At 41.2% G+C, this 18,588-nt stretch carries 13 protein-coding genes and 3 tRNA genes; 5 read left to right on the top strand and 11 right to left on the bottom strand.

Features of this window, described 5'->3' with window-relative positions:
- Window positions 1-595 precede the first annotated feature (595 nt).
- Window positions 596-1,549: a 2-hydroxyacid dehydrogenase gene (locus F994_RS08820; protein ID WP_004649959.1), complete on the top strand. Its 954-nt coding sequence runs from the start codon at window positions 596-598 to the stop codon at window positions 1,547-1,549.
- 47 nt (window positions 1,550-1,596) lie between these two features.
- On the opposite strand, the gene F994_RS08815 is transcribed toward F994_RS08820, so the two are convergent.
- From F994_RS08815 to glyQ, 5 genes are all read right to left on the bottom strand, one after another.
- Window positions 1,597-2,094: a hypothetical protein gene (locus F994_RS08815; protein WP_004649958.1), complete on the bottom strand. Its 498-nt coding sequence runs from the start codon at window positions 2,092-2,094 to the stop codon at window positions 1,597-1,599.
- 207 nt (window positions 2,095-2,301) lie between these two features.
- Window positions 2,302-2,691, bottom strand: coding sequence for a hypothetical protein (locus tag F994_RS08810; RefSeq protein WP_004649957.1), 390 nt, complete (start codon window positions 2,689-2,691; stop codon window positions 2,302-2,304).
- Window positions 2,692-2,767: 76 nt separating this feature from the next.
- Window positions 2,768-3,757, bottom strand: coding sequence for a DUF4062 domain-containing protein (locus F994_RS08805; protein ID WP_004649956.1), 990 nt, complete (start codon window positions 3,755-3,757; stop codon window positions 2,768-2,770).
- A 69-nt stretch (window positions 3,758-3,826) separates the two neighbouring features.
- The gene (glyS, locus tag F994_RS08800) at window positions 3,827-5,896 is read right to left on the bottom strand and encodes a glycine--tRNA ligase subunit beta (protein WP_004649955.1); all 2,070 of its coding nucleotides are present in this window, start codon (window positions 5,894-5,896) and stop codon (window positions 3,827-3,829) included.
- The gene (gene glyQ / locus F994_RS08795; protein WP_004649954.1) at window positions 5,896-6,879 is read right to left on the bottom strand and encodes a glycine--tRNA ligase subunit alpha; all 984 of its coding nucleotides are present in this window, start codon (window positions 6,877-6,879) and stop codon (window positions 5,896-5,898) included. The genes glyS and glyQ overlap by 1 nt, the downstream gene beginning before the upstream one ends.
- A 314-nt stretch (window positions 6,880-7,193) precedes the next feature.
- Here glyQ and F994_RS08790 point away from each other — a divergent pair, with 314 nt between their 5' ends.
- Together F994_RS08790 and F994_RS08785 are read left to right on the top strand one after the other, a co-directional pair.
- Window positions 7,194-8,000: a transglutaminase-like domain-containing protein gene (locus F994_RS08790; protein WP_004649953.1), complete on the top strand. Its 807-nt coding sequence runs from the start codon at window positions 7,194-7,196 to the stop codon at window positions 7,998-8,000.
- Window positions 8,001-8,261: 261 nt separating this feature from the next.
- A complete protein-coding gene (locus F994_RS08785) occupies window positions 8,262-9,365 on the top strand; it encodes an HPP family protein (protein ID WP_004649952.1) in 1,104 nt (367 codons plus the stop codon).
- Between the two features lie 64 nt (window positions 9,366-9,429).
- Here F994_RS08785 and F994_RS08780 read toward each other — a convergent pair whose 3' ends face one another.
- Window positions 9,430-9,699, bottom strand: coding sequence for a PspC domain-containing protein (locus tag F994_RS08780; RefSeq protein WP_004649951.1), 270 nt, complete (start codon window positions 9,697-9,699; stop codon window positions 9,430-9,432).
- A gap of 312 nt (window positions 9,700-10,011) precedes the next feature.
- Between F994_RS08780 and F994_RS08775 the strand changes: the two genes are divergently transcribed.
- A complete protein-coding gene (locus F994_RS08775) occupies window positions 10,012-10,638 on the top strand; it encodes a hypothetical protein (RefSeq protein WP_004649950.1) in 627 nt (208 codons plus the stop codon).
- A gap of 83 nt (window positions 10,639-10,721) precedes the next feature.
- On the opposite strand, the gene F994_RS08770 is transcribed toward F994_RS08775, so the two are convergent.
- The 5 genes from F994_RS08770 to F994_RS08750 all read right to left on the bottom strand — a co-directional run bounded on the left by F994_RS08770 (window position 10,722) and on the right by F994_RS08750 (window position 16,766).
- Window positions 10,722-10,797, bottom strand: a tRNA-Lys gene (locus F994_RS08770).
- Between the two features lie 152 nt (window positions 10,798-10,949).
- Window positions 10,950-11,025 (bottom strand) — tRNA-Lys (locus F994_RS08765).
- A gap of 22 nt (window positions 11,026-11,047) precedes the next feature.
- Window positions 11,048-11,123: transfer RNA gene (locus tag F994_RS08760), tRNA-Lys, on the bottom strand.
- Window positions 11,124-11,310: 187 nt separating this feature from the next.
- Window positions 11,311-13,149 (bottom strand): long-chain-acyl-CoA synthetase, encoded by a 1,839-nt coding sequence (locus F994_RS08755; protein ID WP_004649948.1) that lies wholly within the window; start codon window positions 13,147-13,149, stop codon window positions 11,311-11,313.
- Between the two features lie 173 nt (window positions 13,150-13,322).
- Complete coding sequence (locus tag F994_RS08750) at window positions 13,323-16,766, bottom strand: Rne/Rng family ribonuclease (protein WP_004649947.1); 3,444 nt, start codon at window positions 16,764-16,766, stop codon at window positions 13,323-13,325.
- 759 nt (window positions 16,767-17,525) lie between these two features.
- Here F994_RS08750 and F994_RS08745 point away from each other — a divergent pair.
- A complete protein-coding gene (locus F994_RS08745) occupies window positions 17,526-18,461 on the top strand; it encodes an RluA family pseudouridine synthase (protein ID WP_004649946.1) in 936 nt (311 codons plus the stop codon).
- Window positions 18,462-18,588 lie beyond the last annotated feature (127 nt).

Here is an 18,588-nt window from a genome sequence, read left to right as displayed (position 1 = left end):
ATATTTTAATCGGTCTAAGATAGAAAATATAAGGCAAGTTCAACTTGCTAAATGTCGAAGAATAAACAATAAAGGGTGCTTAAGGATGAAACATGATTTTATACCGACTGTGCTTTTAGCCATACTCGCTCTGTTGCTACCTTCCTATGCATTTGCCCAGATTCCAGATAGCACTTATATCATTATGGGTAGCGGATTGCTTTTGGTTTTCGCCTTAGCAATGTATGTGTTTAGTCAAATACGCAAGTCTATTCAAGTGCATATGAATAAACCCACTAAATAGTGTAATGCTGATTAGTTAACTATTTTTAATCCTCCCTTGCGAAACAGTGTTTCTCATCCTTTTTCAAAGGAGGGAGTATCTGAAATTTAATAAGATATTGAATACTATATTGTCCCCCTCTTTTTTAAAGAGGGGTTAGGGAGGATTTATCAATAAGTAATCATTAAATTACCCTTAACTGACTGGCGTTAACTAAATAGTGGGTTTATTTATAACAAGTGCTTAAATTGATTTGAAAAATATGACAAAGTTGGCTTTGAATCTCTAAAATGAATTTGTAGATTTCTCTTAAAATTAGCCAAGGAATGCTTGATGAAAGCCGTATTTTTAGATTATGAATCACTGGATCAACATGATTTGGACTTGAGCGCACTAGAGGCCAGTTTTGACACATTAAGTTTATATCCAAGTACCAGCCAAGCGCAGTTGTTAGAGCGTGTGCAACATGCAGATGTCATCATTAGCAATAAAGTCATAGTCGATGCAGCAACCATTCAGCAATGTCCAAATTTGAAACTGATTTTAATTTCTGCAACAGGCACCAATAATATTGACCTGATTCAAGCACGTGCGCAGGGCATTGTGGTGTGTAATTGTCAGGGCTATGGCACTTCTGCTGTGGCTCAGCATACCCTAACTTTAATGTTGGCTTTAGCCACCTCATTGCTTCAATATGATCGTGCGGTGCAGCAAGGGCAATGGAATACATCGCCCATTTTTTGTTTGTTGGATTTCCCCATTGTTGAACTGGAAGGCAAAACTTTAGGGATTTTGGGCTATGGTGAATTGGGGCAAGCGGTAGCTAAGTTAGCTGAAGCCTTTGGCATGAAGGTTTTAGTGGGATCTTTGCCAAACCGTCCGAGCGATAGCAGTCGTATTCCTTTTGCCGAATTATTGCCACAAGTCGATTTCCTCAGTCTGCATTGTCCATTAACAGAAGATACCCGTGATTTGATTGATGCCAAGGCCTTTGATGCAATGAAACCAAGTGCATTTTTAATTAACTGTGCACGCGGTGGAATTGTCACTGAACAGGCGCTTGCAGATGCATTAACTCAAGGAAAAATTGCAGGTGCAGCGACTGACGTATTGACGGTTGAACCCCCGAAAGAGGGCAATGTTTTGTTAGATCCTCATATTCCCAACTTAATTGTTACTCCGCATAGTGCATGGGGCAGTGTGGATGCACGTCAGCGTATTGTGCAGCAGATAGTAGAAAATGCTGAGGCTTTTAAAGCAGGTCAGCCCATTCGACAAGTGAATTAACCGACGCTCTGCGTACTGCTCTCTCAAAATAAAAGAGAGGGCATGTATTATAAATTTATGCTGCCTTTGTTTGGGGGCTGGGGTGCTTCTGTTGTCGGTGTTGGAGCGGGCACAGGCTCAACATTGCTAGATGACTGGCTTAAAGGATGTGAAACAATGGGTGCAGGCTGTGCATTTGGACTGCCGATGATGCCATCCTTGGTTTCATTTATTTTTTTGTTGACGGTTGCTGCCGCTTGCTGAGATTTTTCTTTTGCAAGCACGGATGTTTCAGTTGCCAGTGCTTTGCTTTCTTCCCACGCATTGTCAACTTTAGGTTTTACTTTGGCGATGCCTTTTTGCGCTGCATGATCGACTTTATTCGCCGTATTTTGTGCAGCTTGTTGCGCCTTATGTCCTAACACTTCAAAAATATTGGGATTGTCGCCATAAGTTGGTGTTGTTTTGGTGACTGGCGCTGTTTCTGCTGCCGATGTGCTTTGGATAAAAAGGCAAGTGGAGGTTAAAATGACACTGCTCAATAGCGCTGTTTTCATCAGTTTCATATCGGTATTTATTCCTTTTCATTGTCGCAATCATATACATTCTGAATTTATTGTAATCGTGAATGAAGCGGTTAAACAAAAAAATGCTGAAATTGATACAGCCTTACAACATGCTTATACATTTACTCTTGCAGTGTGAATGGTGTAATAAAAAAAGCCCTCATTTTCTATAAAAAAAAGAGGGCTTTTTACCACATCAGAAACCGATTATTCGCATTGTGCGAGTGCTTCTTTGGCAAAGTAGTTACGTAGTGCAAGGAAGTTTTTTTGTACCGTTGCATCGTGTAGGTCGAAATTGGTTGCGGTACTTGTACCATCTTTTGCAAAGCTGGCAGAGCCACCTGAAATAAGGGTTAAACTTTTAAATGACCATTGTTCTACGGCTTTGCCTGCTTTAAGGTTGCCAGTAAATTCAATCACGCATTTGTCACTGAATTTAGTCAATTTGGCTTTGTTATTGGTGGTGTCTGGGTAAACGTCTAAGTTTTTTACTTCTTGTAATACGCCAGTTTCAAGTTGTGGGATTTTGGGTGCAGATGTACATGCAGTAAGGGCAACGCTAGCAAGACCAGTCAAAATAAGAGTTTTAAGTTTCATAATATTCTTTCTTGTTGAGTATTGTTAGTTTGAGTATATGAAATTGAATGAATATCTCCTATAGGTTTATTAGTTTTTAAATGTATTTCCATTTAGATAAGCCAATGGTTGTTCTGAGTTCATTAATATCATTTAAAAAAGCCATATTTTTGTCATTCAAGTGAGTGATTGAGCTACTATACGAATTGCTAGATATTGGTAAGTGACTAGATACTCTATGTATAAAATCGAAAGGGTTTTCGGACATCTTTAATATAGAAATTAGTTCTTCAATTTGATTACTATTCAATGTCTTACCATCAAATAAATAACTCACAATGAATAAATTATGAATATGTTCGATTAGTTGTGATTTAGAAATTTTTTCATTTTCTTTTTGAATAATATTTTGTGTTTCTAAATTTTTATCAGCATATAACAGTACTTCTAAGTAGTTTTTGAGAGTTAAATTAAGAGTTTCTAAGTGCCTAATTTGACTTTGTAAAGATTCTAGTTTTTTAATATTTCCTCTTTTAATTAAAAAGTCTTTAAATAAACCTGCCCATTGATCTCTAAGCCATTCCTCAATTTCATTATATTTTTCAAATGAAAAAATTGGATTGTTATTTGGTTTTTTATAAATATCGTCAATGAGTCTAAAAATATTAATATTATCTACATGTGCATATTCGATATCTGTATTTTTTTTATTGCGTTTATAAGTTTGATATTCAGCATAAACGCCTTTTTCAATTAAGATATATGTTGGAATATGATTTTCACTAGCTGTTTCATATTCTTTACGTGTGATACTGTTGTAATTAGTATATTGGCTTTTATCACCATCAATTTTCTCTGTACTAGTTTCTGAGCCATAACGCCCACCAATAATTAGTACAAAAATATCTGCGGTTTCAGCCTCTCGATAGCAAGAAATATCAAGAGGATCATCGCTGACAAAGGCAATTTGTCCTTTTTCGAATAGAATAGATTCATAACCAAGAGAATCAATAAATAAGCTTAATGAAGCACGAATATGTTTTAAATCATAATAAGTAGAACTTACAAAAATACGTGGCTTTGCCATCATTTATCTCAAAAAAAAACCCCACTAATTTATAGCGGGGTTTCTCTTAAATTACAATTATTTAAGACTTTAGTGCTGTAATACCGAAATATCCGCTACACTGGTAAACAAGCCACGTAATTGAGCCAATAAACGTAAACGGTTGGCTTTCAATTCTGCATCATCTGCCATGACCATGACGCCTTCAAAGAATGCATCCACAGGCGCACGTAAAGCAGCAAGCTTAGACAATGCAGTGGTGTAATCTTTGGCAGCAAATAATGGTTCAACTTCAGGCGTAATTTTAGCAAGTACAGCGAATAATGCTTTTTCAGCCTCTTCAACCAAGTTTGCTTCAACCACTGCACCTGTTGGTTCAGATTCTTTGGCCAAAATATTCGCAACACGCTTATTTGCAGCAGCCAGTGCAGCAGCTTCAGGCAATGCACGGAAGTGATTCACCGCAGTTACACGCTTGTCAAAATCTAAAGGTGATTTTGGCGACAACGCTTGAACCGCTTGAATCACATCAACTGCAACGCCTTGGTCTTCATATTTGGCACGGTAACGACCTTCAAGGAATGCAACAGCATCCGCTAAAGTCTTCGCGTGATCCGCGACTACATCGCCATAAGCATTTAATGCCAACTTGATGAGATCTTCAATCGACACATCAAGATTGTTCTCAGTCACCAAACGTAAAATACCAATCGCAGAACGACGTAGTGCAAACGGGTCTTTAGAACCTGTCGGTGCTTGACCAATACCAAAAATACCGGTGAGCGTGTCTAAACGGTCAGCAAGGGCAATGGTTGTGCCTGTTTTGGTTTGTGGTAAAACATCGCCTGCAAATTTAGGTAAATACTGTTCACCTAAAGCTTCAGCCACTTCATGGTTTTCGCCTTCAATACGTGCATAGTAAGTGCCCGCAATACCTTGAAGTTCAGGGAATTCACCCACCAATTCAGAGGTTAAGTCACATTTAGCAAGTAGTGCTGCTTTTTCAGCATCAGCCGCAGTTGCACCCGTGATGTTCGATAAAGCCACAGCCAACTTAGCAATACGTTGTGATTTATCCCACAGCGTACCCAATTGTGCTTGGAACACCATGTTTGCAAGTTTCTCTTTACGAGAAGCTAACGGTTGCTTTTGATCTTGCAAGAAGAAGAATTCAGCATCCGACAAACGTGGACGAACCACTTTTTCATTGCCTTCAATAATTTGAATCGGATCTTTAGACTCAATATTTGAAACAGTAATGAAATAAGGCTGTAGCTTGTTATCGCTATTCACCAAACAGAAGTATTTCTGGTTGTCTTGCATCGTGGTAATCAAAGCTTCTTGCGGTACAGCAAGGAAGCGTTCTTCAAAACTTGCACGTAGCGCAACAGGCCATTCAACCAATGCGGTCACTTCATCACGCAGGTCGCTTGGTACAATCGCAATCGCATTGACTTCATCAGCCAAAGCTTTGACTTGTTGGTCAATGATGGCTTGGCGTTCTGCAAAGTCAGCAACCACATAAGCCGCTTTTAACTTAGCAAGATATTCATCTGCATGAGCCAAAGTAATCGCTTCAGGCGCATGAAAACGATGACCATAAGTCACATTACCTGCTTTGTGGTCTTGAATAGTGGCTTCAATCACATCATTGTCTTTGAGCAACACCACCCATTTTACAGGACGGACAAATTCAGTACGGCTTGCCGCTGAACGCATACGTTTTGCAATTGGAAGGTTATCCAAAGCTGCTTGTAAAATTTGTGGCAGTAAAACCTCAAGGCTTTGGCCTTTAACATCTTTTAAATAGCAAACTTTTTCAACTTTACCGGCTTGGAACGTGGTGACTTGATCCGCAGTGATGCCTTGACCACGCATAAAGCCTTCTAAAGCTTTAGTTGGTTTGCCTTCCGCATCAAAAGCCGCTTGTTTTGCAGGGCCGTCAAAGCGTTTTTGTGTATCAGGCTGAGCGCCATCAATATTCACAATTTTAAGTGCCAAACGACGCGGTGCTGCATAAGCTTCGATAGTATCGAAAGCCAGACCTGCATCTTTTAAGCCCTTGATGGTTTCTGCATGCAGTGCATCACGTAATTTTTTGAGGCTTTTTGGTGGAAGTTCTTCACAGCCCAATTCGAACAAAACGGTATGTTTAGACATTATTTGCTCTCCTTGTTTGCTTCTTTCGCTTCTGCTTCAACTTGTGCTTTTAACTGCGCCAAAACTTCATCACGTAATTCAGGTTCTGCCATTGGGAAGCCAAGCTTGGCACGTGCCGCCACATAACTTTGTGCAATTGAACGCGCCAAAGTACGCACACGTAAAATATAGCGTTGACGTTCAGTCACTGAAATTGCACCACGTGCATCAAGCAAGTTAAAGCTATGCGATGCTTTAATCACTTGTTCATAGGCAGGCAATGGAAGTTCAGCTTCAATCAAGCGCGTCGCTTCAGCTTCATAGAAGTCGAACAGTTCAAACATTTTTTCGACGTTGGCATATTCAAAGTTATACGTCGATTGCTCAACTTCATTTTGATGGAATACGTCACCGTAAGTTACTGTACCGAATTGACCTTTAGTCCAAACCAAATCGTAAACAGAATCGACACCTTGCAAGTACATGGCAAGACGTTCAAGACCGTAGGTGATTTCGCCTGTCACTGGGTAGCATTCAACACCACCCACTTGTTGGAAGTAAGTGAACTGAGTCACTTCCATACCGTTTAGCCAAACTTCCCAACCTAAGCCCCAAGCGCCTAGTGTTGGCGATTCCCAGTTGTCTTCAACAAAACGAATGTCGTGAACGAGGGTATCAATACCAATGGCTTTTAAAGAATCTAAATAAAGCTGTTGGATGTTGTCTGGATTTGGCTTCAATACCACCTGAAATTGGTAGTAGTGCTGCAAACGGTTTGGGTTTTCACCATAACGACCATCTTTCGGACGGCGTGATGGCTGAACGTATGCAGCGTTCCACGTTTCAGGGCCAAGTGCTCGAAGGAAGGTTGCAGTGTGGAATGTGCCTGCGCCCATTTCCATATCGTAAGGTTGTAAAATGACACAACCTTGTTCAGCCCAGTAATTTTGTAAGGCAAGAATTAAGCCTTGGAAGGTATCAATATGCGATATGGCGCGACTCATGGTCATCCACTTAAAATTAGAGAAAAATTGTGCTCAATTATAAGGAGTTTCAGGGAGAGTGGCAAAGGGTTAATGCATCGATACTTTTTTGAAAAAAATCAAAATCACGCTAAAAAAGATCAGGCATCTATTTCAGCCGTGCACTTTACTGTTTTATGCGCGCTTTAAGCTGAATTGAAAAGCAAGAATAAATCAGATGGATGTCATCATTTAAATAAAATTGTGATAAAGATAAAGCAATCTTATCCGTTTATTTGCGTGAAATTGGTTTAATCTGCATACAGTGAAATACTGCTTAAAAAATAAGGACGATCATGACAACTTGTAAAATTCAGTGCCATTTAAAATACAAGATTGTCCAAGCCACAGAATTTGTTTTTCTGATTCATGTTGCTGATCATCCCGATCAAAAAATCATTGCAGAACAACTCAGCTTTTATCCACTGGTGACATGGCGTGAATTTCACGACCCAAGCCAGCAAAACCGTTATGTCAGATTGCATGTTGAAGCTTGTGACGCTTTTGAAGTGAACTATAGTGCTACGGTTGAACGTCATCCTGTGATCAATGCTGATGTTCTGCACAAACTTAATGAAGTTGCGATTCCCGATTTACCCGATGAGGTGCTCCCTTATTTATTGGCCAGTCGATATTGTAATTCAGACCTTGTCGTGGATATGGCGAACCGATCATTTGGATGGATGCAGCAAGGGTATACACGAGTCAAAGCCATTGAACAGTGGATTTATAACAATATTTTTTATGTTTCTGGTAGCTCTAACCAATTTACAACGGCGACCGATGTACTCATCCATCGGGCTGGGGTATGTCGTGACTTTGCTCATTTAGGGATTTCGCTCTGCCGTGCTTTGGGGATTCCGGCACGTATGGTGGTCGGTTATGTCGAAATTGAAAAATTTCTACCCGATTTTCATGCCATTTTTGAAGCCTATTTGGAGGGAGGATGGGTGTTGTTTGATCCGACCCGATTAGCACCTGTAGAAAATTTAGTTCGAATTGGTACAGGAATAGATGCTGGAGATGTCGCATTTTCTACCTTCTATGGCGAGATCGAGATGCTTAAAATTGAACCCATCATTACGGATAAGCTGGATGATTAGTCAGCATAAAAAAGCAGTAAAAGTGTTGCGAAGTACAATGAATTTAAACACATATATAGCGTTCGTTGTGTATCGTTATCTGCTTTAAAGTGTTGTGGAGAATGAATCACAAAGGGAATTCATCATGACGACTCCAAAGCGTCGGGCTATTTTTAGGTCGGACAGGATCAATCAATAAATACAAGATATAAAATAAATACACCTTATCGTTGCATCATTCTATAATTCGTCAATCAACTCCAACATAACCAAAGGCGTGCTGTGTTTCATTCACAACTTAGATGGCTCAATATCTTAAAACCCAATTTTAAAGTTCTTCCGTTAAAAGAGCGCTTATTGTGTGGCATAGGTGCATTGTTAGGGCTGCTACTTTCATCGCTAATCAGTTGGTTGGTGTTGGGTGATATTAACGCATGGTATATCGCGCCTATGGGGGCATCATCGGTCTTGTTATTTGCAGTACCTGCCAGTCCATTGGCGCAGCCGTGGAATATGGTGATTGGCAATACCATTGCTGGAATTATTGGCGTGACTTGCGCCATGTATATTCCAAATTTAACAGAAGCCTTTAGTGTCGCCGTTGGGCTGTCTATTGTGTTAATGATGACCACAGATTCGCTGCATCCACCCAGTGGTGCAATCGCGATTACCGCTGTATTGGGTGGCGAAGCTGTACATCAACTGGGGTATCACTTTATTTTTTATCCCGTTCTATTGAATTCTATTTTATTGTTAGTGATCGCAATTGTCTTTAATCGCATGCTGGGAAAACAATATCCGCAAGTTGCACAAATCAATCAACGCTCTAAAGACCCAACGCCCACCCAAAAAGTCACCATTCAACCGCAAGATATTCAAGCCACTTTGGATCAACAGACTGAGCTTTTAGATATTAGTGAATATGACTTACAAAAAATTATTTTAGCGGCACAGGAAAAAGCCAATGCGAGGGGCGTAAGTCAGTTTAAGTGTCAGGATATTATGAGTAAACATGTCGTGAGTTTAAATGAGCAGGATGATATTCATTCGGCGCTAGATAAATTTAAACAAATGAATTTAATGAGCTTACCTGTGTCCAATGCTGAGCAGCAATTGGTGGGAACATTGGCTTTATATGAAGTGGTGGAATGGTTTAAACGTGCCAATGATATGAGAACGACATGGGAGCATCAAGTGAAACATATTATGGTGCGTCAAGTGGTCACGGTAAAACCAGAACAACCGATACAGGATTTGGTGCCTTATTTTGTCGAACGCTCATTTAATTATATTCCTGTGGTCGAGCATCAAAAAATAGTCGGAATGATTAGTCGTGCAGACATGATTGCTGCATTGAATCAACAGCTAAATCAGGTCAAGGCATAGCGAAATACAGGCAAAAAAAAGCTACGACTCTTGGGGAAAAGTCGTAGCCGAAAACTAAAAATGATTAACGGTATGGATCATTAGGATTTTGATTGACCGTACGAACGGGATTTTGATAGCCTTGAGCAGGAGCTATTTGAAACTGTTTTTTCGGCATAATCAGCCACAAAACCAAATAGACTAAAATTCCTGGGAATGCAGCGCTCATTAGAGAAACAATGACAAATATAATGCGAAGCAAATTTGCATTCCAACCAAATCGTTCAGCAATACCGCCCATTACACCTGCGATCATATTTTGGCGGTTAGAGCGATACAAGCCAACATTGGCCATCGAAGTCTCCTTAAAATTAAAAATAGCTGAGTTAAAACAATTGACTCATACTAATAAAATGGTGATGTAAATCAGTTTTTAAAGGGTTGCGGGCTAGAAAAATAGTTAAGTTATGTAACTGAATACTTATTCTTATGAGGTGAACACATAAAATGGATTAAGTTGAAAATAAGCTGGATTATTGTTAGTCATAATCAATTAAAGATCAGTGTTTTATGCTTATAAAGCCAATACTTTTTGGTGGTGTCTATCGTAAGTCATTGAATATTTGCCAAGAATAAACAAATGAACGTGCTGAGACAGGAGGGATGCGTGTTTCGAAATGCTAAATATGGTTACTGTGTTCTTGTTGCAATGTTTACAGGTCTTGTCGGCTGTAATAAGTCATTAGAAGATTCTGTCGCTGAACAAATACAATCAGAAACTGAAGCGACTGATCTGGCCATGAGCAATATTCAAGGTAAAAAACTAACTGAGGTGGCGGGGCAAGCGACATTACCTGTAGCCAAAGCCATAGCGGATACCCCACATATGATTCCTCAAAATGCTGAGCCTTATGTGGGACGTTATCAGGCGGTGATTAGTTGTGATGATCCCTTTGTGGCGTGTGATAAGGGGACAGCCGATTTTATTGTCAATTTATTGGCCGATGGTACGGCATATCGTACGATTGTCCATTTGGGACAAATGACTTTTGCTTCGAATGTTCAATATCATCAAGATCATTGGTCTTATGATTCAGAGCATCATCAAATTATTTTGCATCGTGGCAATAGGGTAGAGTTTTTTTATCAGATTGATCCAGATCAAAGCTTGGTCATGGATTTAGCTAAAATTTCCAATCAGACTCAGCGCAATAGACAATATTTTGCGCAGGGGAATGCTTTTCCTAAACAGGCATATCGCCTAGTGAAAGAGCAAGTTAGAACAAGCTTATGATGAGATGCAAATAATAAAAAAATCTCCAAATGCGGAGATTTTTTATGGCATGAAGATTAATGTGCACTGATTTTGATTAAATTTGGTGGGTTGTGAGGGGCTTGAACCCTCGACCAATAGATTAAGAGTCTACTGCTCTACCCACTGAGCTAACAACCCTGAACCTATTTAAACCATGCTTTTAAATAAAGTACAAGCTGAAGCAAAATTTTGACAAAGCTGAAGTGGTCAAAATAGCAGGGCGTATTGTATTGGGGGATTTTCAGGTTTGGTTTCTGATGAGGATAACAGAAAGAAAATTTAAGAATAAATGGTGGGTCGTCCGCGATTCGAACGCGGGACCAACGGATTAAAAGTCCGCTGCTCTACCAGCTGAGCTAACGACCCATCTCTAGGTGATCAAAATAAGTGGTGGGTCGTCCGCGATTCGAACGCGGGACCAACGGATTAAAAGTCCGCTGCTCTACCAGCTGAGCTAACGACCCTGAACCAACATTCAAGTATTCGTTGAATGTGCAGTGCAAGAAAATTTTTCTAAACACCACTTCGTTTTGATGGGCGTATTGTAGCAAGTTATGAAACGAGCGCAAGTAAAAATTAGCAAACTTGTTGATGTTTGATTATAAATGCAACAAATTTGCTATATCTAGTCAAAAAACATGCTTTTTTGAATTAGAAACGGTACTGATACGTTTGAATATTGTTGAATATTTCAGCAGTTAAATCACAGTATTCGGTTGCATTTGGCAGTAAAACCAACAAGCGTTCATCTGTTTTATTCGGATCAAAGGCTTGCTCTTTTAACTTGTTTTTCTGGTATTTAAAAGTACCTGTGGTTTCAACGTGTACTTGAATGCGTAAAAACACAGGAACGGCATAAGCTGGCAAGCATTTTTTAAATTCAGTCGCCATTTGCTGTAAATCTTGTTGAGTAAATTCAGCATGATCTGCCAGTGTAATGGCTGCCATGCCAGCACGACCATTGGTATTGGGAATTTCTACCCCGTAAACCACGGCTTCAGCAATTTTTTCATATTCGCTGACGGCATTTTCGACTTCAGTCGTCGATACATTTTCGCCTTTCCAGCGGTAGGTATCGCCTAAGCGGTCAACAAATTGAGCATGACGGAAACCAATATCACGCACCAGATCGCCAGTATTAAAGAAAGAGTCACCCTGAGTAAAAACATCTTTCATAATGACCGATTTATTTTTTTCAGGATCGGTGTAGCCGTCAAATGGCGAACGACGGGTAATTTTGCCTACAAGTAAGCCAACTTCACCTTTTTTGACTTTTTTACACCAGCCTTGGGCATCTTTGACCGGGGCATTGCTTTCTTTATCAAATTCAATAATCGCATAAGGTGTCGGTGAAAAGCCGACGGTATTATCAAAATTAAAGATGTTGCTGAAACCCACATTGCCTTCGCTTGATGCATATAACTCAAGAATTTCTTCTACACCAAAACGTTGTTTGAATTTGTCCCAAATATTCGGACGCATGCCATTGCCGATCATTTTTTTGACTCGATGCCCACGTTCAAGTTCAGAGCTTGGTGCATCCATGAGGTAACGGCATAACTCCCCGACATAGCCAATGGCAGAGGCATCAAATTTTTGAACATCTTTCCAAAAAGCAGAAGTTGAGTATTTACGTCGCAAGGCCAGTGTTGCACTGCCTGCAATCACACCACACCAACAGACCACAATGCCTGTTGCATGGTAAAGCGGTAGGGTGCAATACATCACATCATCACTGGTTAAAGCTAGGATATGACCATAGGTGCCGTATGCCAACGTCCAACGGCTATGGGTGAAAATGACCGCTTTAGGTAAACCTGTCGTGCCTGAGGTATAGATGTAAAAAAGACCATCTTTGCCTTGAATGCTATGCGTGGTGGGTGTGTTGAATTTAGGAAAGTGAATAATTTTTTCTGCTAAATTCGTCCAGCCTTTTGGTGATTTACCCGCATCAACTAAGGTTTCCTGATCTGCAAACCAGTGAAAGCGATCTTCTTTAAGCAGTAAGTCTTGACGTACTTCATCCACTGCGGCACGGCATTCTTCCCCCAGAATAATGGCGATCGGTTTGACTAGGTTAATGCTATGCGTTAATGCTTTACCGCTTTGCGAGGTATTGACTAAAGCTGCGGTGACCCCAATTTTGGCCAAAGCAATCACGGTTGCCACCAGTTCAGGGCGATTCTCCACCATGACGGCAATCACATCACCTTTACGTGCCCCAATTGACAAATAAAAGTGCCCAATTTGGTTTGCCCATTCATTGAGTGCTTGATAGGTAAATTTTTGCTCTTCGAATAATAAAGCATTTCCTTGAGGATTGCGTTTGACGGCTTTTTCAAATGCAATGCCTAAGCCAGCAGGGGTATTGGGGGTGCGTAAATAGGCTTGTTTGAGTCCACTCAATAAATGAGGCACTTTACTGATAAATTTAGGTAATTTTGCTGCGACATCCGAAATACTAATCAGATCATTTTGTGTGTTGTGCATAAGAATCCTATTTATTTTTCATAATCCAGTATGTCTATTTATTTGTAGTCATCTGTACAGTTGTCTTTTTAGTGGTTTAACCCTAGAGCAATCAACCTAATTTGCTCAAAATAACAAAAAAAACCTAGTCACCGAAATGACTAGGTTTTTTTATTTTGCTGCATTAGAGCGAATTATGACTCATTTGCAGGAGTTGCTTTCTTTGGTGGACGACCGCGAGGGCGACGAGGGCGGATTGGTTTGTCCTCATCATCTTCGGTTTCGTCTTTGTTTGCATCGGTTTTTGGCTCTGCTAAAGCCTGTAGGTCTTGCGCAACGTCTACAGCTGTTTCAGCTTGTACAGGTTTTGCTTCAACAGGCTTAGGCTCTACTACTTTTGCAACAGGTGCAGGTTTTTCAGCCTTAATGACGGGTTCAGCCGCTACTTTAGGTTCATCCACGACTGCGACATCTTCGATGGCAGTGACTTGTTCTGTCACAGGCTCGATTTCAGTCACGACTGTTTCAACCACTTCAGGTGCGATTGTCACCACGTCTTTAGTTGCTTCAGGTTCGCTATGCGCTTGCTTGGCTTGCTCTAAAGCTTGTTCCGCTGCAAGTTTTGCTAAACGACGACGTTCACGTGGATCGTTGGCAACACGCTTATCTGAAATAGCAGTCGGCGGTGTTAAGTCCAATACCGGTGCTGGTTCAGCCTCTGGAGCCGCTTTGGTGACCGCAACATCGCGTGTAACAGGCTGTGCTGCTTCTGCCTCAGTTGCCTGATGCACGATGGTCGCAGCATATTGCTCAGTGAATTTGACCAATGCACGATTGAACGTTGGGATTAAACCAAACTGCTCGATCAGCACTGAACAATCTTCACCATACACATGGCGAATTAAACTGCCCACGGTATATTGACTCAAGGTTGGCACCTGTGATGGATTCAACTTTGGTGCTGGAGCGTGTTGTTTCGCTTGATTTTCACGTTTTTGGCGACTACGCATGCGTGGGTCGTTACTTGCACGTCGATCAGCAGAACGTGGCTTATGTGACTCTTGTGCTTTGGTCGTTGTTGCCGGCTTTTCTTCCTTCACAACCACTGGTTTTTCTATGACCGCAGCTTTGGTTTCTGCCACAGCGACAGGTGCCGCTTGTACAACCGGTGCTTCAACAACAGCAGCTGCCGTGTTTAATGCAATGATTTCGCTTTTCGCTTGATCGACATTAATCACTAATGCTGTCGGCATAACCTCTTGACGCGGTGTATCAATCACTTCGACTTTGGGTTGTTGCTCATTGATGACAGGCGCAGCAGCAACCGCTGGTTGAGGTGCTTGTTCGTTCAATACGCTTTGATCGCGGTGACGATTTGGGCGGTTTGGACGTTGCTGATTATTGCGGTCACGGCGTGGAACAGCATTTTGCTCAAGTTGAACTTCAGCATTTTGTTGTTCTGGATGTTGACGTCGAGTCGGGCGCTTGTTGTCACGCGGATCTTGACGTTGCTCCTGACGCTGTTCTTGGCGTTGTTCCTGACGAGAGACTTGAACAATTTCTTCATGCACTTGGTTTTGTTGATTGTCATGCTGAACTTGTTCGCGTTGCTCTTTTGGCTTGTTAACGCGCTTTTTATTGTGACGTTGCGTTTTTTCTTCTTTATCAGAATATTTATCCGCAACTTCACGCTGTTCCTGTTTCTGAGTCACAGGTGTATTTGGCGTTAAGTAAGCATTGCTGTTTGCAGTTGCAACAGGTGCGCTTTGCACAGGTGCAGCCGTTGTAACTTGGCCCACTTGACCAAATTGACCACGACTTACAGCACCACCATTGACCATTTGTTCAATGGCTGCGGCAGCATTGTTTGCTGAACGTGCTTGATCAACAGTCTTTGCTTGCTTTTGCACAAACAAGTTTTCTAACCATGCACATGGGCTTGCTGACGCTTGAGCAACAGCTGCAACTTGAGTTGGCTGTTGTTGCTGTGCTTCTTGAGCAGCTTGTTGTGGACGGCGTTGTTGCTTGTTGTTTTGGTTTTTGTCTTGCTGCTGAGCTTGTGGTGCAGCTTGAGCTTGTTGCCCATCTTCTAAATGCCATTCAGAAGATTCATAACCCAACTCTTTTTCACTTGAACGTGTCGCTTCAGTACGTTCATAGCTGGTTGGTGCAAAACCTTCAGCATTATAAGTAATTTCATAATGCGGCGTTTCTAAATGTGGGTGTGGTAAAACAGTCACACGAACATTTGAAGTTTGTTCTAGGTAAACGAGGCTGTGACGCTTTTCATTCAACAAGAATGCTGCAATTTCAACAGGCACTTCCACTTGAACTTCACCATGACGTTCACGCAGCGCAATTTCTTCCACTTTACGCATAATCGAAAGTGAAAGAGAGCGTAAGTCACGTACCATACCTGTGCCATGACAGCGTGGGCAAACGTAACCCGTTGCTTCTTCTAACGAAGGGCGTAAGCGTTGGCGACTCATTTCCATTAAGCCAAAACGAGACAATTGACCGAATTGGATACGGGCACGGTCGCTTTGCGTTGCTTCACGAAGTTTTGCTTCAACCATACGTTGGTTACGGTCTTTGGTCATGTCGATAAAATCGATCACCACCAAACCACCGATATCACGTAAACGCAGTTGACGCGCAATTTCTTCGGCTGCTTCTAAATTGGTATTTAAAGCCGTGTCTTCAACATCGTGACCACGTGTCGATTTCGCCGAGTTAATGTCGATAGACACTAAAGCTTCGGTTTGGTCGATGACGATTGAACCACCAGAAGGAAGTTTAACTTCACGTTCATAGGCCGTTTGAATTTGGCTTTCGATACCGAAGTGAGCAAATAAAGGCTCATTTAAAGTATAGGTTTTTAATTTTTCTAACTGACGTGGCATCACAGCTTTCACGAAGTTATACGCTTCGTTATAAGCTTGTTCAGAGTCAATTAAAATTTCAGCAACATCGTCACGTAAATAGTCACGAATCGCACGTGTGACCACGCCAGCTTCTTGATGCACCAACATTGGTGATGGACCAGAACTTGCAGTACTTTGGATTTGTGCCCAAAGGTCTAGCAAATGCTGTAAATCAAGTTGTAATTCTTCTTGAGAGCGACCAATTCCTGCGGTACGAACAATTACGCTCATGCCACGCGGTGTATTGAGTGACGCCAACATTTCTTTCAATTCTTCACGAACTGAACCCGAAATTTGACGACTAATACCGCCACCTTTTGGATTGTTTGGCATCAGCACCAAATAACGTCCAGCCAGTGAAATAAAGGTCGAAAGGGCAGCACCTTTATTGCCACGTTCCTCTTTTTCCACTTGAACCAAAAGCTCAGTGCCTTCAGTGATCAATTCGCGGATATTTGAAGTTTGACGTGGATCTGCTTGGTAGTATGAGTTTGCGATTTCACGCATAGAGAGGAAGCCTTGACGACCTGCACCATACTCAACAAAAACAGCTTCTAACGAAGGCTCGACGCGAGTCACGTGACCTTTATAGATATTGGATTTTTTTTGTTCACGGGTACGATTTTCTAAATCAAAATCGTAAAGACGCTGACCCGTGACAAGTGCAACGCGAATCTCTTCGGCATGTGTTGCATTAATCAACATACGTTTCATGGGTATACACCTAACTAGTGATACACAACAAAACATCGCTATTCACGTAGCGAACATCACATATTACGGATCAACACTCAGATCTCAAAATAACACCTGTGGTCTGAGCTTTTTTACCGGCCTTTTTTGTTCGGCTTCGGTTTTTGATTCACGTATTGATGATGGCAATACGGCTTCAATCTTTCAACGATTAAAGTCACCTGAACGGATTCACTGGCGGACAAACGGTGCATTAGATGTGAGTAACTTTCACTGTCACGTAGCTTGAAGATCATCCCTTCGTTTAAGATAGAGTGTCTTGATACGGAATTATCATCGTATCTTTGCTTTATGTGCAGATCCAATGCATCAACGTTGTAGCCTGAATGCGACTTCAGGTTGCGACTCATTTGATGTGTATCAGTTTACGTTTAAAAACCAACTCAAAGTTGGCGACATATTTTTGGGGCAAACTGATTTATGTACATTAAGTACAATTAAACGCAACAGTTTGCTTTTTTGCCGATATAATAAGCCTTCGGCGTCGGCATATTCTTTAGGGACCTTTCCGTATTTAGTATGAGTTGTGAAATTTAATGTTTAGCTTCAAAAATATTGAAGTAATTAAATTTTTTCATACTAACGGTGGTATCCGTGCGCTGACTATATCAAACCTTGCATCATCTGCCTATGGGCTAAGCTTAAATTTCTTGTGTAAAGCATAGCCTAAGTGATCAGTTTTTAATCAATTTTAGTATTTTTTTGGGTCATCGTAACTGTATGAATTCTACGCAAGAATGGCAAAGTGTCACTTGGTTTGAAGTGGACGAGCATCAATCGGGCCAACGTATCGATAATTTTCTATTTTCTAGGCTCAAAGGTGTGCCTAAAAGTCGGATTTATCGCTTGATGCGTGAAGGGCAAGTTCGGGTCAATAAAAAACGCATTAAAGCTGAAACTAAACTGGCAATTGGCGATCAAATTCGTGTGGCCCCGATTCGTTATGAACCTAAAGATGAAACGGCTGCACCCGTGTCAGACAAAGTTGCACAGAGTTTACTCAGCCGTGTGATTTATGAAGATGAAGGCTTGATGATTGTAAATAAACCTTCAGGCATTGCCGTGCATGGTGGAAGTGGCGTGGCTTATGGTCTGATTGAAGGTTTACGCGCAGCCACAGGTAAAAAATATTTAGAGCTGATTCATCGTATTGACCGTGATACCTCTGGTTTAGTGATGATCAGTAAAAAACGCAGTACGCTTAAAACCCTGCAAGATTTATTGCGTGAACATAAAATTAAAAAAACCTATGCTGCGATTGTCAAAGGTCAGGTCAGTTTGGATAAACAACTGATTGATGCGCCTTTACATCGTTATGAATTGGCCAATGGTGAGCGTCGTGTACGTGTATCTAAAGAAGGTAAGCCAAGTCAAACGCAGTGGAATGTCGCAGAGCGTTTCCGTCATGGTACTTTGGTTTATGCGTCACCACTTTCGGGACGTACACATCAAATTCGTGTGCATGGTTTAAGTATTGGTCATCCTTTAATTGGTGATGATAAATACGGCCATGAAACTGAATATAAAGGCCCTGCGGCACGTCGTTTGTGTTTACATGCCTTGCGTTTAGAAATTCCGGGTTATCCAACCATTGAAGCACCTTTGCCTGAAGATATGCAGAATTTGGTGGCGCAACTGCGTGCGCAGTCTAAATAGTCCTTGCTTACTTTTGAAAGATCAAAAGGAACAAAAATCTTTGCTTGAGCAAGCAGCACATTGTTGTGCTGTTGCTCAACAGTGGCATTCATGCCACCTAACGAGTATCAACTGTTTTGATTCATGA

This window comes from Acinetobacter bohemicus ANC 3994 (assembly GCF_000367925.1).
GTDB classification, from domain to species: domain Bacteria; phylum Pseudomonadota; class Gammaproteobacteria; order Pseudomonadales; family Moraxellaceae; genus Acinetobacter; species Acinetobacter bohemicus.
This window is presented reverse-complemented; position numbering and strand designations above follow the sequence as displayed.